Below are 20,783 nucleotides of genomic sequence, written 5' to 3'. Positions count from 1 at the left end.
TGCAAGCAGTACAAGGGGTGTGGTCCCATGCCAGATAAATTCGCCGGTCGTCACGATGACGAACGTCAGGATGACGGACCGGCGCGCTCACTGTCATGTCACAGAGGTAGTGAAAAGCGCGGGCGTGAATTCAGCCGCTTATAGCTCGCTGATGGAGCTCGGCGGCGGCGGCGATCGCGGAATCCACTGACGTCGCGTGGTGGAACTGCTTACCTCCCCCGGCAGCGATGATGGCTGAAACATTGGGCGACGCTGGAAAATACTTTGTGCGGCTGCCGTTGTGCTCGGGTGTTCCGGTCAGCTCCCAGAGGTAGCGGCATGGCTCGGGTTCCGGGAAATCGTCCGGGAGGTCCAGCGGGCTCAGCTTCAGCCATACGCCATCAGCGATGCGAACGGGTTTGTGTTCTGGTGCGCGCATTCGTGCTCCACGTCTCGGTCTGTTGGCTGCAAATTCCGCGGCGTCAGGCTAAGCAGATTGTGCAACCAATTTGGGGCACTGCTTTCGTGTCGGTCGTGTTTTTGCGTCTCACCCCGACTGACGATGGCGACGTGGAAAGTGTCGACAGCTCGCACTGCCGGTGGTGTGGTCAGGGACTTGATGGCGCGCGGTTGTATTGCGGTCGCGCGCATCGCCGCGCCCAGCAGCGGCACCGACAGCGGTTGATCGGTGAGCCACTGAAGCGCTGCCCGACCCAGGCCAAGACCAGCTATTACTACCGCGGAACTGCGCTGCGCTACGCCGCCTGGTATCGGCAGAGTCCTTATCGGTGCGCGTGCGGGGTGTTCCACCTAACAAGCCGTCGATTGCCCTATGCGGCAGGGGACATCGCGGTCCTTGCCCGAAAGCTGCACCAGCGCAGCATTTCTGATTCCGCCGAGGCCATCAACACCGAGAAGAGGTCAGCCTGATGTCGCTGGATGAAACACTGAGGGAGCATTTCGCCGGGGTGTCTACCGCCGAGATCATCCGCCGGATCAACCGCGCGCCTGATTTCGGCTACGACGACGAAGAATACGAGCTGAACCGGCGCCTCACAGAGCAGAGCCTGACGTGGAAGTGGGTGCGTGGGGACTCCGGCCACCAGGTTGTCGAGGTATTCAATCCCCAAACCGGACAACCAGCCGCATTCCGGTGAATTGCGCCGACTGAGAATGTTGCTGGCCTGATATCCCGGCGGAGAAGCCCGCGAGTTAGGCCGTGTTGCGAAGGGACGCGCTGTCTGCTCGATCGAGCAGTTCCTGCGCAGCTCCGGCGAGCAGAGACGCTTCGTAATCTCGATTACCGGAGGCGCTTTGGAAGTTTCTGAGTTCACGCTTGAGGTCGACCAGGGCTTCGTCGTCAACTTGAGCCATTACAAAAACCTCCTTGCCCTGGACGAGAGTGTGCGCGTCGAGGCCACCTGGCCGGAGCTTGCGCGGATTTGCTGAACACTTCGGTAATCGAGGCTATCGATACGGCTGGGCGGTGTCCACCCGGAGATGGTCAATCAGGCCCGCTGCCGAGCGAACTCAAGTCATCAGGCGTGGTGTGCTGGCCGATGATGTCGCGATAGTTTCCGATCACTGTTGCAAATTTGTCCGCCGAGTCACGGAACCGCTCCGCCGCGTCGTGGTGCCGGCCCGACAGTTCCCGGTACTCATTGGCGATCGCGACCGCCTCCTCGGTGGCCTGCTGATATTGGCCCAGTGCGTCCATCAGGAGGTCCTGACTTGCCAGCAGCAGCCGGTTTGTTTCTTGGGTCGCTAACTTTTCCGCCGTGGCGCGCGCCACCGCGGCCCGAAGGTCCTCGACCTCCGACGCATAAGGAGTCGGGGTAGGCGGTCTGCCAGGTCGGGTAGGCGCGGCGATCTGGTCGGAGTAGACGAACCACCGGGTGCGCTCATTGAGGACCTGACAGCCGCCCTCGAGCTCGCCGTCGCGAATCATGCGTCGCACGGTGCGCGGATCGCGACGCAACAACTTGGCGGCCTGGCGGGTCGAGATTGTGGGACGTCCGGGTTGCGGCCGGCTGGGATCCACCGTCACCACCGCCCCGTGGCAGTCCCGAAATTCATCGGGTAATCCTAGCGTGGCGAGCGTCGCCCGGGGTAGTTTGACGTATGAGTTGACATGCGGCGATGACTCAAAATAATGCTTGCGGGTACCCGCGACACGCTGTCGATGTACCGCGTCTCGTTCGGTGTCTCGTTTAAGATCAACGTGTTGCTCCAATTAGAAACATAACCAAACCAAGAAGCCGGTTATCTGACGAGGAGGTTGATCATGACCGCCGCCCTGCAGATCGATATCACCGACGACGTAGCAGCGCCTCCCCGTAAGAGTCGCCGCGGGTCGGAAACGCGGCAGCGCACCGAGCAGGTCAAGATGAGCTTCCTGCCCGCCGAGCGCGCAGTCCTCGAGCAGATCGCCGCCGATCACGGATTTACCGGCAACGGCGCGGTGCAGCAGCTGATTCTGCTTCGCTTGGCCGAAGACCTCGTCCCGTCCGCGTAGTTGATCGCGGCGCGGTTGACTGCCCGCGAAAATAGATCCGAAAAAGAACGCCCCAGCTAGACGCCTATTTAGCCGTCGCCCGGTCGTGACCTCTGAAACAAACGGGACCTCTCTCTGGCTGCGGGCCGGCGTGAGAAAGTGCCGCGACACAACCCTTGAATCGCCGTTAAGCCGTTCGTGCCGCTGACGATGGACGGCAGCACTGCGCGGTACCGGGGGAGGGGAGCTACACGTGACCGATTTCGTGAGCTGGATGCAGACGTTCGTTTCAGAGAAGGGCTTGGACCTCGACCATCGTTTCGAGATGGACGGGCCCGGCGGCATACTCAACAGCATCCCGCTGAGCAACGTGGTGGCCGCAACCTTCCAGACCTGCCAAAGCGAACAGGAGATCATCCGAAAGCACCTGATATTGCTGGACTTTCGCAATAGCAATGTCATGGAGTACTTCGAGAAACTCGCCGGCGCGCTCGCGATCTGAACGCGACGGCCACGGATGAAAAAGAGCATGATGCCAAGCCGACACCACCTCCGCGATCCCCGTGACCGCGAACTGCTCAACGAAGTGAGTCTCGTGTCAGCATCGCCGTCCGACACACCCGAGCAATTCCAATGCCGCTGGGCGGCCAGCGCGCACCTGGCCGCCGACGAACCCTCGATCCGGCTGGCACTGACGCTTGCAGAATCGGTGGCCTACGACGCCGGCGATCTGGCCCGGGCTGCAGCCCTAGCCCAAGCAGTCGTCGACCCCGCTGACCGCCACGTCACCATCACCTTCGAGCTGAACTCTTGCGCGGGCAGCAGAGAACTCGCCTTCGACGCGCTGCGCAGCCACCTCGGACAGTCGGCCCGCGACCTCGACAACCGCAACTGGGCCCGATACGCCGAGATCATGCGCACTGTCTCCGCGGCCGCGCGGTAAGGCCTCAAGAAGTCCGTCCCTAATCGCGTCGGTCCGCCGCCACTCGCTTTCCCCGCTCTAGGGTCGGGAGAAGGTGCTGCCTTTTTGTGTGAAACGCAGCCCAAAACCGTTGCCGTCGTGGGGGAATCATGTCCGACAGTTACATCGGCGCCGATGCGCACGACGCGCTCTTCCAAGCGCTGGGGCGCGCTGAAGCGGCCGCGTCTTGGCACACCGACATGGTGTCGGCAAGCCACGCACTGGGACTGTTCAACGTCGGCGGTGACGGACTCATCGTGCAAGGAACCCCGGAGCAGATCCTCTGGTACGTCGACCTCCTGCACGCCCACGCTCACAGCGTCCTCGATGGCGCCCAATAGCCTCGCCAGGCCCCGAGAAGGTCGCGGGCTACGCGACTGGCAGCGCCGCGCGCTGGTCAAGTACCTCACCGCGAAACCTCGCGATTTTTTGGCCGTAGCGACGCCCGGGGCGGGGAAGACCTCCTTCGCGTTGCGCATCGCCGCTGAACTCCTCGCCGACCGAATCGTCGACAAGATCACCGTTGTCGTTCCCACCGAGCACCTGAAAAGCCAGTGGGCACAGGCAGCTTCAGAGATCGGTATTGCCCTGGACCCCCAGTTCAGCAACAGCGTCGGCGTCAACTCTCCGGACTATCACGGCGTGGTGGTCACCTATGCCCAGGTGGCCAGTCGGCCCGGAGTGCACCGCGTCCGGACCGAACGTGACAGGACGCTGGTGGTCTTCGACGAGATTCACCACGGCGGCGATGCCAAGAGCTGGGGAGCGGCGATCCAGGAGGCCTTCGACGAAGCCACCCGCAGAGTCGCACTGACAGGAACCCCGTTTCGAAGTGACGACACCCCAATACCTTTCGTGCGTTATGCCCCCGACCGGGCCGGGGTGATGCGCTCGCAGGCCGATCACTCCTACGGATACGGCGACGCTCTGCGCGACGGCGTCGTACGGCCCGTGGTGTTCTTGGCCTACAGCGGCGAAGCCCGATGGCGCGATCACGCCGGCCAAGATCACTGCGCCCGCCTAGGCGACACCGAGACCGCGGAGTACGCCACGCGCGCCTGGCGCACCGCGCTGGACCCGGCCGGCCAATGGATGCCGGCGGTTCTGACCGCCGCCGACACCCGGCTGCAGCAGGTCCGCGAACAGTCACCGGACGCCGGCGCGATGGTCATCGCCTCCGACCAGGAGTCCGCGCGGGCCTACGCCGAGCTCCTGACGCGTATCAGCGGTCAAGCGCCGACGGTGGTGCTCTCCGATGACAAGGGTGCGTCGTCGTCGATCGCCCGCTACGCCGCCGGCGATAGCGCGTGGCTGGTCGCGGTGCGGATGGTGTCCGAGGGAGTCGACATACCGCGGCTCGCGGTTGGCGTGTACGCAACCAGCGCCTCCACTCCGCTGTTCTTTGCTCAGGCCGTGGGCCGCTTCGTGCGGTCGCGCCGACCCGGTGAAACCGCCAGCATCTTCTTGCCGTCCGTACCGACCCTGCTGGAGCTGGCGAGCCAGATCGAGGCTGAGCGTGACCACGCCCTTGGCCGGCCGCACCGAGACACCGGCGAAGCCGAACCCGTGAAGCGCACGCGTGATGCCGACGTTGATGACCCGCCGATGTTCGAATCGTTGGGCGCCGACGCTGAGCTCGATCAACTCATTTTTGATGGCGCGTCATTCACCACGTCGGTGGCTGGCGCTGAGGATGTCGACGAATTCTTTGGTATCCCTGGGCTTCTCGACGCGGGCCAGATCCGAGCTCTGCAAGACAAGCGCGCCGCCACGGCACGGCAGCCCGCGGTCGCTGCCGTGCCGGCAGCTGCGGGACCTTCCACCACGCATGGTCAACTCAGCGCGCTACGCCGGGAACTGGGGGCGCTCGTCTCCGCCGCGCATCACCGCACGGGGCGACCCCACGGCTGGATTCACAGCGAGTTGCGGCGGCGCTGTGGCGGACCGCCGGTTGCCGCAGCCAGCCGCGACCAACTCAGGGCGCGGATTGACACAGTCAAGACGCTTTCGCGCGAACTGGCCTGAGCGCGTCAGTAGAGGCCGTAGCCCGGGGCGGGCTCGTCGACGCGCTCGAGTATTTCGGCGACTTCGTCGAGCCCCAAGTCATGGGTCTCAGAGCTTCCCAGCCAGCAGAACGCCTCGAGGTCGGCTCTCCACTGCGCGTATCGGTGGGTACGCGGTGATTGCAGAATGATCGAGTACCACTGCCCGTCGCTCAGCTCGCTGGTCTGCACACCCGCATTGTTACCGACGCTGCCGAATCCTGCGCGGACCGCTGCGGTCCCGAGAGTGTGTTTCTCCGCGCTACAAGGGATCTCAGTGATGTGGCGCACCGCCGCAGAGACGTAACCGAGACGCCCACCTGAACGGGTGGTTACGTGAATGACTGCTGTACGCAGGCTGCGATCGCGGCGAAACCCAGACGTCGATACAAAGCGTTGGAGGTGCGGTTGTTCACATCGGTCTGGAGAACGATGTCCGCGGCGCCGTCGCGGCGGGCCCGGTCGATGGCCGCCGCGGTGACGGCGCTCGCCCATCCTCGGCCCCGCTGGTCGCACGGCGTGAACACTGGTCCGATCCGTGCAACGCCCTGCGCGGCGGGAAGCACTCGGGCGCAGCTGACCGGGAATCCGTCGACTTGCCACAGGACGAACTGTCCTATCGCGCCGACGATCTGGGCGTACAGCGCCGCCGAGGGAGCGGAGTTGTCCGGGCTCCCGAACACCTCGGCGCGGAAGGCGGTCAGCCAGTCGCAGAGCAACGCGACGTCGGAAGCGCCGGCGCGCCGGGGCTCGCCGTCGACCGGATCGGGCGGGGCGAGCGCCTGCAGTTGGTATACGGTCTCATCGGCGCGCGCCGCCGGCGTCGCCCCGCTCAGCGACATCCACCTGTCGGCGAAGACGTCCGCGCTGGGCTGCAGGCCCAATATCGCTGGCACTGTGATCTTTTCGCGGTGTAGATAATTCGCGACCGCCGGCACGGCTTCAATACTGATGCCGCTGGTGAGCAGGGGATAGGCCAGCGGTCGCAGCGCGGCAGCCACTAGCGTGTCGCCGGCGTGCGCAGTCAGGAACAGGGCCGGGCGCGGCGCGGCCGCGAGCTCGGCGAGAACTCCGGACTCGGTGCTGAACGCGACTGGATCCGAACGGTACAGATCTCGCGCGCACAGCATGAAGTCCACCAACGACGGGTGCCGGCGCACCTCGACCACGGAAATCGCCGGCATCGACCCGGCCGTGTTGCCGCTCTTCATCAGTTCACGGTAGGTGCGCTGCCCAAACGGTTGCGGCGCCGACACATTACGGGCCGCACATTTCGCAACGCGAATGTCCGCGCATGACCGCAGCCCTTCGCTGGCCTGGAAATCCGTCGTCGACACACCCCAGGTCGCCTGCCGGCGCGAGAACAGCGGACACAATCCCCTCACCGGAGCGACGCTGCGCACCGACAACCCCCATGGAGGAGCTCAGTGACCGCGAAAACTATTGTCAGGCAGGCCAACCAGCTCAGCGAAGGTGACGTCATCATCGCGCCTGACCAGACACGCCACGTCGTTACCCGGATCGTTATCCACGGCCTCTCCGCCGCGTGGCTGACCATCAGCACCGACACCGGCCTCTCGATCGACAAAACCCAAGTCGCCGCGAAGCTCGACACCTACGACGTCCTGGCCGCTGAATAACATGCCGCACCGGCCGAAGACGTGGCCCAGCTCTGCGCGGGCGCCGAGGGCGCCACGATCGGGCTCGAACCAGGTCGACGACGGTGACGGAAAGCTGATGGAGCGCTGGGGCATTCTTGAACCTCGAAAGTTGTTCCGGCGGAACGGATCAAACAGAGACGCCCCGGTGGGCGACTGACACGTGCAAAGCCAGCGAATTCGGTGCCGCGAAAACGTGTCGGTCGCCGCCCGGGCGCCGCGTCGCGCACAGCATGACCGCATGAGCACTAGCAACAGCAGCAGCTGGCCTGTCCCCGACGGGCTGTGCCCGCTCGGCCAGACCGCCGCCGCCACACTCTGGGAATTCTTCGTCCACCAGGGCATCGAATATCACGGCGGCGGCGGCAAGTTCTACACACCGGCGCAATGGGCCGAACGGGGGGAGACCGGAGGCCGCTCCTCAGTTCTGGTCGTCACCCATGATGGAGGTGAGCACGCAGGGGCATTCAACCTCGACTATGAGCAGTACGAGCTGAATAACGCACTGAACGAATGCCTTTCGAGTGTCGGTCTCTACGCCGAGCAGTGCACCTCATGGTATTCCGCGATTTACCCACGCGCTGCCGTCGGATAGCCACCAACCCGAACATCGAGCCGCGCAGAAGGGACACCGTCCATGTCGTTATATCGCTGCACCATCGCCCACGACGGCGACCGGCGCCAAATCATCGTGCACTGGGATGACGACAACCCGAACCGGGCTATCTGCTCCCCGGTCACCGTGCCAGCCGCCGAGCTCGACGAGGCGCGGCTGATCCACGAGCTCGGCCGCAGCGGATTCCGCTTGGTCTCCGCCGACTCAGACAACATTGGCCGCGGCTGGGCTATCGTCGCCCGCAGCCAGACCGACCGCCCCTTCTATAACCCGATCGATCAGACCTGGCACACCTACCTCACCGATGACGCCAAGCGCGACATCGCCGCAACCTGGCCCGACGCGGCCGTCCCCGGAGCGCGTTGAATCATGGAAAAGACATGGGCTGTAGGTGATCTCGTCCAACTCGACTACGAATACAAGATTCAGAACAACCCGGCCCTGTTCCGGATTCGGAGCATCGTCCACGGAATCGCCACCCTTGGGCAACTCAGCACTGACAGCGATGAATACCTAGGCGTCGACACCACTGTCGCCGTCGACGATCCCGACGATTGTAGGTTCTCAAACAAAGTGGCCACTTCTCATTCAATTGGCCACTCCGTGGCCAACTGGCCAATTTGGTGAGACGAGTAGCGCCGAAGCCCGCCAGATCCATGGCTCGGAGACCTCCTATTTGCCGTAGCCGCTTTTGGCGGCCCAGAGGGGCCTGTGAAACTAAGTCCCCCTTCCGCAGGGAGAGCAGCTCTACGACCTGATCGGCAAAAGTCACGAACTCGAAAAGTGTCCGCGACTCTTATGTTTCACCACTTTGGGAGCGCGTATGGAGGGGGACAGTGTCAATGGAGTCAGCGCGATGGGTCTCGCGATCATCAGGTCTACGGGTTGAGTTCAGGGCCCGTGCTGTGGTTTCACGGCGGTTCGCGATCGCCGTGATTGGTTGACTCGAATCGCTTGCGTGGTTGAACGACGACTCATAGGCCGGACTGGGCAGCACGACGTGAAGTGCTCCGCCGCGGCTTAGAACGCTTGAGCTATGCAATTCACGCGCCAGCTATCTCTCCGTCTGCGTGAGTTATTGTCTGCGTATGCACGCAGGTAGTCGGGAACCGGATCCTTTGGAGGATGATCAGGTAAGCCTGATCGTGGAAGTCTTTCGGATGTTGGCCGATTCGACCCGTATCCAACTGCTGTGGGCTTTAACTGGCGCGGAATTGTCGGTGACGGAGTTGGCTGAGCGGGTGGGCAAGCCGGCGCCGTCGGTGTCGCAGCACCTGGCCAAGCTGCGGATGGCGCGGCTGGTGCGTACCCGCAGGTCGGGCACCACGATTTTCTACAGGCTGGAAAACGAGCATGTGCGCCAGTTGGTGACCGATGCGGTGTTCAACGCCGAGCACGCCGGGCAGGGCATCCCACCTCATCACCGCCCCGATGCGCGGCTGCTATCCCTCGGTGAACAGCCTGCTCGATCGAATTTGCAGCGGTGAGCGCACAGCCGCATGCGCGAGCTGCTCGGTGAGACGAACGGAGCGACGCCATCCGGGTGTGGGGCTCAGGCGGCTGTCGTATGGAGGCAATTCCACTGCGCGAGCGTGCAACAGCAACGCAGTGCGATCCGTTCTCCGCCGAACATATGGACTACAAAGTTAGGAAAGGGGTCGGGTATGTCTTTGTTCGGCTACCGCGATTATCGGCATCTGTTCGCAGCTCAGGTGGTTGCTCTGTTCGGGACCGGTCTTACGACCGTGGCTCTGGGGCTGTTGGCCTATCAGCTGGCGGGCTCGCATGCCGCAGCTGTGCTCGGGACGGCGTTGACGATCAAAATGGTCGCCTACGTGGCGGTCGCGCCAGTCGCCGCGGCCCATGCCGATCGGTTTCCGCGACGGCTGGTCCTGGTGGGTCTCGATCTCATCCGGGCCGCGGTGGTGCTGGCGTTGCCTTTCATCGACCAGGTGTGGCAGATCTACGTCCTCATCGCGGTGCTGCAGTCGGCGTCAGCCGCGTTCACGCCGACGTTTCAGGCGGTCATTCCCGATGTGGTCTGCGACGAATCCGACTACACCAAAGCGCTGTCAGCTTCCCAGCTCGCCTCCACGATGGAGAGCCTGCTGAGCCCGGTGCTGGCCGCGCTGCTTTTGACGGTGATGAGTTTCCACTGGCTGTTTGTCGGCACCGTTGTCGGGTTCCTGCTCTCGGCGGCCTTGGTCGTCAGTACTCGTATCCCTGACGCCCCGCCCAACTCACGAGAGAGCGCGTGGCAGCGGACCGCCGCAGGCGTACGGATCTTCGCCGCGACCCCACGGCTGCGTGGTGTGCTGGCCCTCGACCTGGTAGTGGCCGGGTGCGGGTCGATCGTCATAGTGAACACCGTCAACTACGTCCGTGACGTTCTAGGTCGCACCCAAGCCGACGTCGCCTGGCTGCTAGCCGCCTCCGGCACCGGCACGATGCTCGTCGCGCTGGTCCTGCCGCAGCTACTGCGCCGAGCGCCCGAGCGAACCATCATGTTGACCGGAGGGGCGCTGCTGCTGATCGGAGCCATCAGCGCGATCGCGATGTCGACCACGAGCGACGATTCGCGGTGGGCCATCGCCCTGGCGATTTGGGCGCTGATCGGCGCCGGGATGAGCCTGGTACAGACCCCGGTGGGTCGGGTGGTGCGCCGTTCGTCGACTCCTGCTGATCGGCCCGCGGTGTTTGCCGCGCAGTTTTCGCTCTCACACCTGTGTTGGCTGCTGACCTATCCCATCGCAGGATGGGGCGCCACGCTGGCCGGCTTCACCGCAACCTGGACCATGCTGGGGATGATCGCCGCTGCTGGCGCGATCACCGCGGTGCTGATTTGGCCGCGCCACGACCCCGAAGCGCTGACCCATACCCACGACGTCGCCTCCACCGACCGCGTGCATCTCGACGACGCCACCGCCGTGGATGGGAAGCTCATGGAGCACACTCACCCCTTCGTCATCGACAAGGATCACGTCCGCTGGCCACAACCCGCCAGCCAGCCGGATCACCCGGCGGCCACCCGCAGGTGTGTCTGCACTTGCGGACAGCTCTAGTGTCGTGGGACCCGGCGCAGCGAGCAGCGGCATAACCTCACGCCGGTCGGTTTACCGAGCCGCCGACGGCCGACCCTCGAGGGGGTTGCGAACGGTGGGTCATCGGCTTCGGTGAAACCAGGCGGTCGCGGTCACCAGCACGACGGTGGCCAGGATGATTACGGTGCCGACAGTGACTGCTGTGTGACTGTATTGGGGCACGTGTGCTCGGTCGATGGCCAGCCACAGATCAGGCCGACTGATCACCGCGACGTGCAGTTCGAGGTGTGGGCGTCCAGGCGCGGCGGGCTAGCAGCCGCATTCCGTTGAGGCCGACCAGGACGGTGGAGCCTTCGTGGCCGGCCACGCCCAGGGGTAGGGGTAGGTGTCCGAGAAGGTCCCACAGCACCAGCACGGTGATGAAGGTGGATGCGATGACAAGGTTGGTGATCACCACCCGCCGGGCGTGCCGCGACAGTGCGATGACCTTCGGGATGCTGGCTAGTTCGTCGCGGACGACGACGGCGTCAGCGGTTTCTAGGGCGAGGTCAGATCCGGTGCGGCCCATGGCCATTCCGGTGTGCGCGGCGGCCAACGCGGGGGCGTCGTTGACGCCGTCGCCGACCAGCAGCACCTGACGGCCGGTACCGGCGAGTTCGCGGACGGCGTCGACTTTGTCCTGGGGCAGCAACCCGGCGCGTACGTCGTTGATCGCGACGCGGGCCGCCAGCGCGGCGGCCGCGCGTGTGTTGTCGCCGGTCAACAGCACCGGGGTCGCGCCGGTCAGGGCTCTCAGCGCGTGGACGGTGTCCGCTGCATCGGGGCGCAGCTGGTCCTCGAGCCCTAGTACGCCGGCCACCGTGCCGTCGAGGGTGACGATGACCGCGGTTTTGCCGTCGGCTTCCAGCCCGGCCACCACGGCGCCGACCCTCGCGGTGCCAGCGTGACCGGGGGTCGAGTCGGCGGGAAGCAGCTGGGTGGGGCTACCGACGGCGACTTGGCGGCCGTCGACTGTGGCGCGCACGCCGCGCCCGGGCGCGGAGTCGAATTGCTCGACCGTCGGCAGAACGAGACCGCGGGCGCTGGCAGCGGCCACGATGGCGGCGGCCAGGGGATGCTCGCTGGGGTGTTCGGCGGCGGCGGCCAGGGTGAGCAGGTCGTCGGTGCCCAGGCCGCTACCGGTGAAGGGCCGGACGTCGGTGAGTGTCGGGGTGCCCCGGGTCAGGGTGCCGGTTTTGTCGAACGCCACAGTGGTGACCCGCCCGAGTTGTTCCATCACCACCGCGGATTTGACCAGTACCCCGTGGCGGCCGGCGTTGGCCATCGCTGCCAGCAGCGGCGGCATGGTCGCCAGCACCACCGCGCAGGGGGAGGCCACGATCATGAACGTCATCGCTCGCAGCAGCGACGGCTGGACCGCGGCGTGCAGGGCCAGCGGAATGAAGAACACCGCCACGGTGGCGGCCACAACGGTGACCGAGTAGTACTGCTCGACCTTCTCGATGAACAGCTGGGCCTTGGCTTTGGTGGCCGAGGCTTCTTCGACCATGGTCACGATGCGGGCGATCACGGTGTCCGCGGCGGCCCGGTCCACCCGCACCCGCAGCGCCCCGGTGCCGTTCAGGGTGCCGGCGAAAACCTCGTCGCCGGGTTGCCGGACGACCGGCAGTGGTTCACCGGTGATCGAGGCCTGATCGACATCGCTGGCACCAGAGAGGACGTGCCCATCAGCGCCGATGCGTTCGCCGGGGCGCACCACGATCACATCGCCGACCGTCAGATCCGCCGCATCCACACTCTGCTCACCGCCGGCAGTGAGCAGAGTAGCGCGCTCAGGTGCGAGGTTGAGCAGGCTGCGCACCGAGTCGGCGGTGCGTTGGGTCAAAAATGCTTCCAGCGCACCGGAAGTGGCGAAGATGACGATCAACAATCCGCCGTCGAGGACCTGCCCGATCGCGGCCGCGCCGATCGCCGCCACGATCATCAGAAGATCGACGTCCAGGTTCTTGTCCCGCAACGCCTGCACACCAGCCAGGCCCGGTTCCCATCCGCCAGTGACGTAGCAGGCCAGATACAGCGCCCACCACACCCAGGCCGGTGCGCCGCCGTACTGCGTGGCCAAGCCGAGCACGAACAACCCCGTCGCCACCGCCGCCCAGCGCACCTCGGGCAGCGCGAAGGGCCGCGTGCGGATCGACGCCGCCCGAGCATCGGCGGTCGGTTTTGCAGCGCGGTCGACCAGCTGAGACGACATGCGGTCTCCTCCGAAGGAAAGTGGGGCAGGGGAACACGGCACACCATACAGGAACAAATGAAGGTGTGTTCATGTCTACGGGGTTGATACGATGCCGAAGCATGGGCCACGGCGTGCTAGTCCGGGTCACCCCACCTGCGCAACTCGACGCCGAGCCGGCAGCGGCGGCAATCCCTGGCCACCCCGAGTCGGCTGCGGATCTTGACCCGGCTGCGATACGGCGCGTGCTCGGTTACCGAGCTCACCGCCGCCGTAGAGATGGAGCAGTCCGCGGCTTCGCATCAACTACGTCTGCTGCGGGCGCTGGGTCTGGTCACCGGCACTCGTGAGGGCCGCACCGTGGTCTACCGCCTGTACGACAACCACGTCGCGATGCTGCTCGACGAGTGCCGCCGCTACGCGAAGGCTTAACCGCGCGCATAAGCTTCAGCGAAGACGTTCCCTCCTCACTCAGGATGTAGGTCGCTTCGCCACCGGGCACGAACGATCCGATACCTGAATAGACAACGGCGGGGACTGCGGCGCTGCACCCGCCGACCAAGGACCGAGGCCCCCGAACTAGCCGGGATGCGTGCGTGCTCGCGATCACCTGAGGGCATCAAAAAGCGTTAATCGTCAAGGACGAGACGAGCCTCGCCATGGCTGTCGGCGGATCGGCGTCTATGGCGGCCGGAGCATCGCGACCATCGCGCGGCGATCGCGAAGTAAGTATCGGCGCTAACCACTGCCAAACCCCAGCGTGTCACCCATGGTGATCGCTGGTGGAATAGCGGTCGCTTAGCGCTCCTTCTTTACCGGCGGCGGTTGCCTTGGTGTCGCTCGTGGTGTGCTCGGCGGTCGTTGGGGCAGTGTCATTGCCGATTCGTTCGCGAGCTTCGGAGACGACGCCAGCCAGTTTCACGCGAGCCGACTCCGCGGCAACTTCAGCGCGCCGGCCGCCGCGCAAACCTAATTCTGTGACGCCAACGCTGGCGCGATGTACCGGAGCCGAGCCGACCGCTTTTCGGACGACCTCGTAGGCGCTGACCCCGACGAGCCCGGAGAACACCGTTTGGGCCGCTTTGATCAAAAGTCCATGCGGAAACATGTACCCACTCCTCTGTCGGTGAGCCGTCCAGGCCTAGTACGAACAGCGTTTACCTATTACATAAGCGTATCGCAATATGTTAATGTGACAAAGTCCGCGGGGCGCTGGCCGACTTAGTTGTGGGAGGGCCAGGCCGATGCGGATACCAGCAACATCTGATATGCATGCATTAATTCCTATGTATGCATGGGTGGGTGCGGGGTCGTCCCAACAGGAAAGGAAGATTGGTATGTCGGTGTCTGATCACACAAGACCGGAGCCCAAGGCGCCTATCGCATGCCCGAAGTGTGTGGCGCAGATGTTGCCGGTACATCGCTTCGGGGTCGAGATTGATCAATGCACCGGATGCGGTGGCATCTTTCTCGACCGCGGTGAACTGGAGGTACTGGCGCAGGCCGAAGCGAATTTCTATGGATCTGGCCCACAGCCAGCTCCGCCTCAGCAGTATTCAGCGCAGCCGCAGCAGTACATGCCGCCCCAGCACTATCCGCAGCAGCGGGGAGGCTTTCTTGGTGGACTGTTCGGCGGCGGTTATCACGGCCGGTACGAGCACCACTAAACGGGCGTTCACAGACCCCGGTCGATTGGCGCGCGCGGTTCATCTTTTTCATGATCGCAGGCGCCTGATGAGCCGGGTGCAGGCGCTTCGGGGGTAGTTGGGCACAAATAATAGGTATCTGAACGTCTTCTCCATCGACGCTGCAGTTCCTCATTCCCCGCGTCGAGGGCGGTTCAGTTGCTGGCGGACCGGCCACGGCGACAGGCGGTGTTGCGGAGCAGTCGCAGGCTGTCGAGGCGACGATCACGGTTGTGTCGTCGTGGGCGGCGACACGGATTGAGAGTGGGCAGGCTTTCCGCGGTCGGATGGATGGATCCCGAGTAGGTAGCCGATCGCGCTGGCCCCAGCGCCGCAGCACCCGGACTTTAATGATGCGCCCCTCGGTGCGCGTCGGCGTGCGCCAAGGACTGTTGTGTGGGCGCGCGTGCGGGTTCACCGTGCGAAAGGTCGGGCAGGAATCCGCCCTGATCGCGGGTGATGATGGCGGGCGGCGTGTCCGCGGTTTTCCCGCTCATCAGGCCGCATCGCGACGACATCACCGACCGCTCGATCAACGGCTATCACGGGTTGCTCCTCACCTTCGGACGAGACTTGTGTCGCTGTCTCAGGGTTAGGTCGAGCAGTCCGCGTACGAGGCCCCGGTGCGCGGTCTTGGGTGCGCGCGGTCGCCGGCGCCTCTGGCCCACAGAGGTCGCGAAGATCACGATGAGCAATGGCACTGTCAGTAATTTGCCTGATCGCCGCCGCCGCGATCGCGGCAGCACCATCAACAGGTCCATTTCGGGGGTCTTTCCGGGCGTGCGCGCCCGGCCCGTTAGTCCGGGTTCCAACCCACGAGTCAGGTTAAGTTCCCACTACACCCGCACCGGCCCCTGAAATTTGTGAGATCAACGACCATCATCAGCGTCAATTCCGTTGCCGCCCAGCACATCTCGTTAAGGACGTACGCTGCGACGACGCTGGTAGCTGTACCAGGGGCTCGTGAACATCGCAGACACTGCCATGCGGTCACTTCGAAAATGGGTGGGCAAGGAGCCGGCCGGACGCTATCGAATGTATGAACCATTCTTCAGCTGGGCGTCGCAGTAGACTGAGAATGTGGGACACGGTGTGCAAGGGCGTGACCGCCCGGTCGGACGTCTGGATTCCGATGCGCTCGCTCATGTCGCGACCACGCTGCAGGCGTTGGCGACTCCGAGCCGGCTGATGATTCTGACCGAGCTACGCCAAGGCTCCTGTTCGGTTACTGAACTAGCCGAGGCGATCGGCCTGGAGCAGTCGCTGGTCTCTCACCAGTTGCGGCTGCTTCGCAACCTCGGTCTGGTCACCGGCACCCGCTCTGGGCGTAGCATCGTGTACAGCCTCTATGACCGTCACGTAGCCCAACTTCTCGACGAGGCTGTGTATCACAGCGAGCATCTGCGTTTAGGCCTTCGCGACCGCAGCCACGACGCCGTATAGCTCCGCGCCGACCCCCTAGGCCGCGATCGTTGATGTCGGCGCGTGATAGCCCGAGTGGCGTCCGTTCATCGCCGGCGGTCTGATGAGCCGAGTAATGGTCGTGCATTGGGCGATGGGCTGATGCGGCTGCTGGACATGAGCGCCGCGCAGGACGGAAACCCCAGCACGGTGCCTAAGAACCGTTAGTAGCAACTCATCACTGTCAGCGACAGAGCGGCAGGTGAGCGTCGACGAGCGTTGAAGTCTGCCGTCAAAGCCGTGGCACGCACTTGTGGTCGCGATGAGCATTAGTCAAGATCGCCGCGGCTTCCGTAATCTGTTGGGTAGGCATCGCTAGGACAGCGATCTGTCGGGCGACGTTAGCCCCTATGCGCTTCGCATCCGGGCGTGGGCGCTGCGACAGTTTCACGCAGCGGTACGCGGGTGCATCTGTTAGGACGCCGAAGTATCGACGTCGCTGCTGTATTGCGAGCAGTAAGACGTCACCGCGGCGCCGAAGAAGTATGCGGCGGTATGCGCAGAAAGATCCGTCCGTTTGCGGACTGTCAGAATAATGACTGCCGGAGACAGACCTTGGTCTAGCCAGTCGCAGACCCCTCGGCCCGCGGCTGTAGTCGCATCGCGATTCATATAGGCAATGCCGTGCTGCTGCAGCGCGGCGATGAATGCATCGTCGGCTGCATCGGCTGATGCCGGCGCAGGCAACAGCAGTGCCGCAACCGTCCCTAGCGCGACGCCGCGTGTCGCGCGTATCCTGTTCCGGTGGCCGCGCCTTGTGCCGTTCAAGACGTCCTCTGCGCCGCTCCACTGGCTGCGGTCAATTACGACGGTGAACCCTTGGAGGTCGTGAGATGGCGGATGCTCTGCGAGCAGCGCGGCGCACCCGCGGCGGCCGCACGTCCGAATGTCACACTGCCGGGTCTACACCAGCATTGGCCTGAAGCCCTTCGGCTGGCCGCGCCCGCAATCCGGCGCTTGTACCACCCGCGTCGATGCTGCCCGACCGGAGTATCAGCGGTCAGCAGCGTTGGGGTCAGACCTGCGCCCTGAGGCGTTGTCACGGGCTTTCCACTTGCGCGGCGAGCTCCGAGGCAGTGGCCGAGTGACTATTTGCGGCGGCGTGTTTGCCGTTACTGAGTTGATATCGGATGAGTCGGGAACTGTTGGTCACTACGGCCACCGATGAGGCGTTGTGCAGGATCGCGGCCAATACCGGTGACAGTGCGCCGCCGGCACCCATGAGCAGGCCGATGGAGTTGACGGCTATAGACATGCCGTAGTTCTGCCGTATCACTCGGACAGCGTGTGTGCCCAGGTCAGGCACGTCGAGGAGACGCTCAAGGTTGTCATTGGCCAGCGCGACGTCTGCAGTTTCGACGGCGACGTCAGTGCCGGCCAGGCCCATGGCGATGCCGATATCGGCGGTGGCCAGCGCGGGTGCGTCGTTGACGCCGTCGCCGACCATGCCCACGATGTAGCCCTCGTCTTGCAGTTCGCGGACGACCTGTAATTTGTCTTCGGGTAGTACTTCGGCGCGCCATTCGTCGATGCCGAGATCGCGGGACACCACCTCGGCAGTGTCGGGGTGGTCACCGGTGAGCATGACAATGCGCCGGATTCCGTTGTCGCGCAGCTTGTTCAGCACTGCTGGTGCCTCGGTGCGGACTTCGTCACGCAAACTGATCAGACCAACCAGTGTGCCGTCGACCGCCAGCAGCAGCGGGGTCTCGGCTTCTTTGCGCAGATCCTCAACCCACTGGGTGGCTTTTTTGGAGACCCGGACGTTTTCGGCGCCCAACAGCGAGGGGCTGCCCAACAGCAGCACCCGGCCATCGGCCCAGGTCCGCATCCCGAGCCCAACGAGAACCTCGCACTCTTCATGCGGGGGGATGATGATCCGTCGTTCCTCGGTGGAACGGATTACTGCCTCAGCGAGCGGGTGGCGGGAGTGGATTTCTGAGCTCGCCGCGTAGGCGAGTACCTGTTCGGGCTGCCAATCCTTATGGAGCGCGATGACATTGGTGACGACCGGGCGGCCCACGGTCAGCGTGCCCGTCTTGTCGAAGACGATCGCATCGATCCGGCCGGCCTGCTCGAGGTGCGATCCGCCCTTGATCAGGATGCCGCGGCGTGCACCGTTGCCGATCGCCGCGCTGATCGCGGTGGGCGTCGACAACCCCACCGCGCAGGGGCAAGCGATCAACAGCATCGTCATAGCCCGGCGCACGTCACCGGTGAGCACCAAGGTGAGCGCGGACACCAGGAACGAGATGGGCACGAAGCGGCGGGAGAAGTTCTCACCCACGGTCTGGATGGGGGCCCGGTCGTTTTGGGCTTCCTCCACGCGGCTGATGATGCGACCGATCGTGGTATCACTGCCCACGGCGCTGGCGCGGACCACGAGCCGGCCGCGCACCACGACCGACCCGCCGTGGACAACGGCGCCGGCGCTGAGGCTGACCGGCATGGTTTCCCCAGTAATTGCAGACTGGTCGACCACCGCCTCCCCGTCGACGACCTCACCGTCGACGGGGATAGCGACGTGGTCGTGCACAATGACCTCGTCACCGATGGCCAGCGTGTCAATGGGTACCTGCACCTCGCTGCCGTCAACGGCGCGGATCCAAGCGGTGTCCGCGGTGCCGCGCAGCAGGTCCGCGATCGCGCGGCGGGTGCGGCGCAACGTTAGTTCTTGCAGATATTCCCCGATGTTGAGTAGCCACAGCACCGTGAGTGCCACGACGTTTTCGCGGAGCACCATGCTGGCGACGGTGGCTACCGTGACCAGGGTGTCGGTGCCGGCTCGCCCGCTGCGCAGGGAACGCAAGGCCCCCCTGAAGAACGGATAACCCATGAAGACGGTGGCGCCGGTGGCCACCAGTTGGCCGTTGCGGCCTAGCAGTGGGGGACGGCGGAATCCGTAGCGGCGCACCCCGAGTAACACCAGCGCGGCACCGCCGATCGCGATGCGCAGAACCTCCGCGTTGTTCACGTCGGCTGAGCGCGGGGTGCGGGCGGGGATCAATTCGGCGGCAAAGTTTTTCGCGGCTTCGATCGCCGCCAGGATGGCCGAGCGGTCACAACGTCTGGGCGAATACCACACCACCACCGACCCGGTATGAGGGTAGGCGTGCACCGCGCGGACACCGACCTCGTTATCAACCGCCTCCTCAACAGCCACCGCCCGACGCGAATTCGACCGCACCCAAGGCACATGAACTCGCATGCGCCCCGCCGCATCGGATAGGACCGCCGTTGTCGCGTCGTCAACGCTCATGGCGGCGATCAGTGGTCGTGGGCGGCCGCGGCGGCTGGGGGAGAGGCTTCCTCACCGAGACGTTCGCGCGCCTCGGCCACTACATCGGCGACACGTAACCGCGCCGACTCCGCGGCAACCTCGGCGCGCCGGGTGCCGCGCAGGCCGAGCTCCGCTGCAGCGATCGACGCGCGGCGCAGCGGCGCCTTGCCGACCGCCTTGCGGACCAGTTCGTAGGCGCCGACTCCGACCATCCCGGTGACCACGGTTCCGGCCGCTTTCCCAGCGAGCCCACTCCACAACATTGTTTCGTTCCTCCTCCAAGAACAGGCACCATGCCTGATCCATCAGCGTATCGCTATATGACAATGAGTCAAGAAGGCGGGCAGACGCGTTCTCCGCTGTCTACCACCGGTGACCGGGCGGCCGCAGAGCAGCGCCGCTTCTGCTTGGGGATGCGGGAACGGTTTAAGCTAACTAATCGGCACTCGCACACACGACGTTTTAGCCGTCACGGACCTGACTGAAGGCACTCAGAACTGCCGAACGTGAGTCCGGTCGGGATGTAGTTCAGCGCCGACAACAGTGGCCGCAGCGCCCCTGGGTAAAAAGCCGTCGTCACAACGGCCGTGTTCGACACGAATTGTAGCGGCGGTGGTGCGCATACCCGTACAGCTTTAGATTCCGATGAGCTCGGCTACGGTTCAGCAATGGAAGGGTCGGCGGCGAGGGCTAATCCGTTGCGGGGCGTCGAGCGTGGGCGCGCAGAGGAAATTCGGTCGGCAGTCAGCGACCGCGCCGCGATCGCGTCGGCGGCCCAGGCCGCGCAGACGTTGGCCGATCCGACGCGGCTGACGATCGCGGCGTCGCTGTTGGCCGGCAGCGAGCTGTGCGTGACCGATCTCGCCTGGATCGTCGGTAAGCGGCAGAATCTGGTGTCGCATCATCTGCGGCTGCTCAAGAACGCCGCGCTTGTCGCGTCGCATCGACAGGGACGGCTGCTGGTGTTTGGGCTCACGGCGCGCGGCGTGACGCTGGTGAATACCGTGCTCGCGCCATCGCCGCTGGCGTTGGCGTTGGTATCTGAGACTGCCGACGCGGCGGCGATCATCGGCGGTGCAGTGACGACGCCTTAATTGTCGGCCGGTGACGCCGCTGGGCACGCTGCCGATCCGCAGGAGCAGACACCAGGGTGTTTGAACGAGCGTTCCAGCAGCTGATGTTTGCGATCGTAGTATTCGGCGTCGCTAAGTATTCCTGCGTCGCGCTGGCGGGCGATGTCTCGGATCGCGGCCACTACACCGGTCAGAACCGGCCGCGGCCCGGATGCGGTGTGGAGAACGTCATCTGTCGGTGCGCCGGTCGGTGTGGGCCG

The 20,783-nt window shown here is 64.6% G+C and carries 25 protein-coding genes and 3 pseudogenes; 16 read left to right on the top strand and 12 right to left on the bottom strand.

Annotation, left to right across the window (positions count from 1 at the left end; translation table 11 throughout):
• Positions 1-130: 130 nt before the first annotated feature.
• Positions 131-418, bottom strand: a complete 288-nt coding sequence (locus A5658_RS27550; protein ID WP_082993137.1) for a hypothetical protein — start codon at positions 416-418, stop codon at positions 131-133.
• A gap of 131 nt (positions 419-549) precedes the next feature.
• Here A5658_RS27550 and A5658_RS27545 point away from each other — a divergent pair, with 131 nt between their 5' ends.
• Both A5658_RS27545 and A5658_RS12955 read left to right on the top strand, forming a co-directional pair.
• A complete protein-coding gene (locus A5658_RS27545) occupies positions 550-909 on the top strand; it encodes a hypothetical protein (protein ID WP_156751442.1) in 360 nt (119 codons plus the stop codon).
• On the top strand, positions 909-1,136 hold the full coding sequence (locus A5658_RS12955; RefSeq protein ID WP_067335184.1) for a hypothetical protein: 228 nt from the start codon (positions 909-911) through the stop codon (positions 1,134-1,136). The genes A5658_RS27545 and A5658_RS12955 overlap by 1 nt, the downstream gene beginning before the upstream one ends.
• A gap of 55 nt (positions 1,137-1,191) precedes the next feature.
• Here A5658_RS12955 and A5658_RS28440 read toward each other — a convergent pair whose 3' ends face one another.
• On the bottom strand, positions 1,192-1,353 hold the full coding sequence (locus A5658_RS28440) for a hypothetical protein (RefSeq protein WP_197503111.1): 162 nt from the start codon (positions 1,351-1,353) through the stop codon (positions 1,192-1,194).
• 130 nt (positions 1,354-1,483) lie between these two features.
• Entirely contained in the window at positions 1,484-1,927 is a 444-nt protein-coding gene (locus A5658_RS12950; RefSeq protein WP_082993151.1) for a hypothetical protein, read from the bottom strand.
• Between the two features lie 336 nt (positions 1,928-2,263).
• Here A5658_RS12950 and A5658_RS12945 point away from each other — a divergent pair, with 336 nt between their 5' ends.
• From A5658_RS12945 to A5658_RS12925, 5 genes are all read left to right on the top strand, one after another.
• Complete coding sequence (locus A5658_RS12945; protein WP_067335181.1) at positions 2,264-2,494, top strand: hypothetical protein; 231 nt, start codon at positions 2,264-2,266, stop codon at positions 2,492-2,494.
• 232 nt (positions 2,495-2,726) lie between these two features.
• Complete coding sequence (locus A5658_RS12940; protein ID WP_067335177.1) at positions 2,727-2,975, top strand: hypothetical protein; 249 nt, start codon at positions 2,727-2,729, stop codon at positions 2,973-2,975.
• 93 nt (positions 2,976-3,068) lie between these two features.
• A complete protein-coding gene (locus A5658_RS12935; protein ID WP_231997303.1) occupies positions 3,069-3,416 on the top strand; it encodes a hypothetical protein in 348 nt (115 codons plus the stop codon).
• A 128-nt stretch (positions 3,417-3,544) separates the two neighbouring features.
• Positions 3,545-3,775, top strand: a complete 231-nt coding sequence (locus A5658_RS12930; RefSeq protein ID WP_067335171.1) for a hypothetical protein — start codon at positions 3,545-3,547, stop codon at positions 3,773-3,775.
• Entirely contained in the window at positions 3,762-5,459 is a 1,698-nt protein-coding gene (locus A5658_RS12925; protein ID WP_067335168.1) for a DEAD/DEAH box helicase, read from the top strand. The genes A5658_RS12930 and A5658_RS12925 overlap by 14 nt, the downstream gene beginning before the upstream one ends.
• A 5-nt stretch (positions 5,460-5,464) precedes the next feature.
• On the opposite strand, the gene A5658_RS12920 is transcribed toward A5658_RS12925, so the two are convergent.
• Positions 5,465-5,668, bottom strand: coding sequence for a hypothetical protein (locus A5658_RS12920; protein WP_067335165.1), 204 nt, complete (start codon positions 5,666-5,668; stop codon positions 5,465-5,467).
• 140 nt (positions 5,669-5,808) lie between these two features.
• Entirely contained in the window at positions 5,809-6,687 is an 879-nt protein-coding gene (locus A5658_RS12915) for a GNAT family N-acetyltransferase (RefSeq protein WP_156751440.1), read from the bottom strand.
• Positions 6,688-6,903: 216 nt separating this feature from the next.
• Here A5658_RS12915 and A5658_RS12910 point away from each other — a divergent pair, with 216 nt between their 5' ends.
• The 5 genes from A5658_RS12910 to A5658_RS12885 all read left to right on the top strand — a co-directional run bounded on the left by A5658_RS12910 (position 6,904) and on the right by A5658_RS12885 (position 10,812).
• Complete coding sequence (locus A5658_RS12910; RefSeq protein WP_067335158.1) at positions 6,904-7,116, top strand: hypothetical protein; 213 nt, start codon at positions 6,904-6,906, stop codon at positions 7,114-7,116.
• A gap of 259 nt (positions 7,117-7,375) precedes the next feature.
• Positions 7,376-7,729 carry a hypothetical protein gene (locus A5658_RS12905; protein ID WP_082993150.1) on the top strand — a complete coding sequence of 118 codons (354 nt, stop codon included), beginning with the start codon at positions 7,376-7,378 and terminating at the stop codon, positions 7,727-7,729.
• A 42-nt stretch (positions 7,730-7,771) separates the two neighbouring features.
• On the top strand, positions 7,772-8,116 hold the full coding sequence (locus A5658_RS12900) for a hypothetical protein (RefSeq protein WP_067335152.1): 345 nt from the start codon (positions 7,772-7,774) through the stop codon (positions 8,114-8,116).
• Positions 8,117-8,838: 722 nt separating this feature from the next.
• A complete protein-coding gene (locus A5658_RS12890; protein WP_067335145.1) occupies positions 8,839-9,237 on the top strand; it encodes a metalloregulator ArsR/SmtB family transcription factor in 399 nt (132 codons plus the stop codon).
• Between the two features lie 177 nt (positions 9,238-9,414).
• Positions 9,415-10,812, top strand: a complete 1,398-nt coding sequence (locus tag A5658_RS12885; RefSeq protein ID WP_067335142.1) for an MFS transporter — start codon at positions 9,415-9,417, stop codon at positions 10,810-10,812.
• Positions 10,813-11,041: 229 nt separating this feature from the next.
• On the opposite strand, the gene A5658_RS12880 is transcribed toward A5658_RS12885, so the two are convergent.
• A complete protein-coding gene (locus A5658_RS12880) occupies positions 11,042-13,045 on the bottom strand; it encodes a heavy metal translocating P-type ATPase (RefSeq protein WP_067335139.1) in 2,004 nt (667 codons plus the stop codon).
• A gap of 101 nt (positions 13,046-13,146) precedes the next feature.
• Here A5658_RS12880 and A5658_RS12875 point away from each other — a divergent pair.
• Positions 13,147-13,456: pseudogene (locus A5658_RS12875) on the top strand (ArsR/SmtB family transcription factor).
• 403 nt (positions 13,457-13,859) lie between these two features.
• Here the strand turns inward: A5658_RS12875 and A5658_RS12870 are convergent.
• A pseudogene (locus A5658_RS12870) lies at positions 13,860-14,132 on the bottom strand (DUF1490 family protein); the annotation flags it as partial.
• Between the two features lie 229 nt (positions 14,133-14,361).
• Here A5658_RS12870 and A5658_RS12865 point away from each other — a divergent pair.
• The gene (locus A5658_RS12865) at positions 14,362-14,691 is read left to right on the top strand and encodes a zf-TFIIB domain-containing protein (protein ID WP_082993134.1); all 330 of its coding nucleotides are present in this window, start codon (positions 14,362-14,364) and stop codon (positions 14,689-14,691) included.
• 303 nt (positions 14,692-14,994) lie between these two features.
• Here the strand turns inward: A5658_RS12865 and A5658_RS28095 are convergent.
• Both A5658_RS28095 and A5658_RS28435 read right to left on the bottom strand, forming a co-directional pair.
• A pseudogene (locus tag A5658_RS28095) lies at positions 14,995-15,115 on the bottom strand (IS481 family transposase); the annotation flags it as partial.
• Complete coding sequence (locus A5658_RS28435; protein WP_197503113.1) at positions 15,057-15,206, bottom strand: hypothetical protein; 150 nt, start codon at positions 15,204-15,206, stop codon at positions 15,057-15,059. The gene A5658_RS28435 and the pseudogene A5658_RS28095, both read right to left, overlap by 59 nt.
• 583 nt (positions 15,207-15,789) lie before the next feature.
• Between A5658_RS28435 and A5658_RS12855 the strand changes: the two genes are divergently transcribed.
• Positions 15,790-16,152, top strand: coding sequence for a metalloregulator ArsR/SmtB family transcription factor (locus A5658_RS12855; RefSeq protein ID WP_067335133.1), 363 nt, complete (start codon positions 15,790-15,792; stop codon positions 16,150-16,152).
• A gap of 432 nt (positions 16,153-16,584) precedes the next feature.
• Here A5658_RS12855 and A5658_RS28775 read toward each other — a convergent pair whose 3' ends face one another.
• From A5658_RS28775 to A5658_RS12845, 3 genes are all read right to left on the bottom strand, one after another.
• Positions 16,585-16,857 carry a DUF732 domain-containing protein gene (locus tag A5658_RS28775; RefSeq protein WP_255361335.1) on the bottom strand — a complete coding sequence of 91 codons (273 nt, stop codon included), beginning with the start codon at positions 16,855-16,857 and terminating at the stop codon, positions 16,585-16,587.
• Positions 16,858-17,209: 352 nt separating this feature from the next.
• Positions 17,210-19,429, bottom strand: coding sequence for a cation-translocating P-type ATPase (locus A5658_RS12850; RefSeq protein WP_067335128.1), 2,220 nt, complete (start codon positions 19,427-19,429; stop codon positions 17,210-17,212).
• Between the two features lie 8 nt (positions 19,430-19,437).
• Positions 19,438-19,713: a DUF1490 family protein gene (locus A5658_RS12845; RefSeq protein ID WP_067335125.1), complete on the bottom strand. Its 276-nt coding sequence runs from the start codon at positions 19,711-19,713 to the stop codon at positions 19,438-19,440.
• Positions 19,714-20,118: 405 nt separating this feature from the next.
• Between A5658_RS12845 and A5658_RS12840 the strand changes: the two genes are divergently transcribed.
• Positions 20,119-20,544: a metalloregulator ArsR/SmtB family transcription factor gene (locus tag A5658_RS12840; protein WP_067335122.1), complete on the top strand. Its 426-nt coding sequence runs from the start codon at positions 20,119-20,121 to the stop codon at positions 20,542-20,544.
• Positions 20,545-20,783 lie beyond the last annotated feature (239 nt).

This window comes from Mycobacterium sp. 1245111.1, assembly GCF_001673405.1.
In the GTDB taxonomy this organism is placed as follows: Bacteria; Actinomycetota; Actinomycetes; order Mycobacteriales; family Mycobacteriaceae; genus Mycobacterium.
Note: the sequence above shows the minus strand (reverse complement) of the source record. Positions and strands in the feature narration are given on the sequence as shown.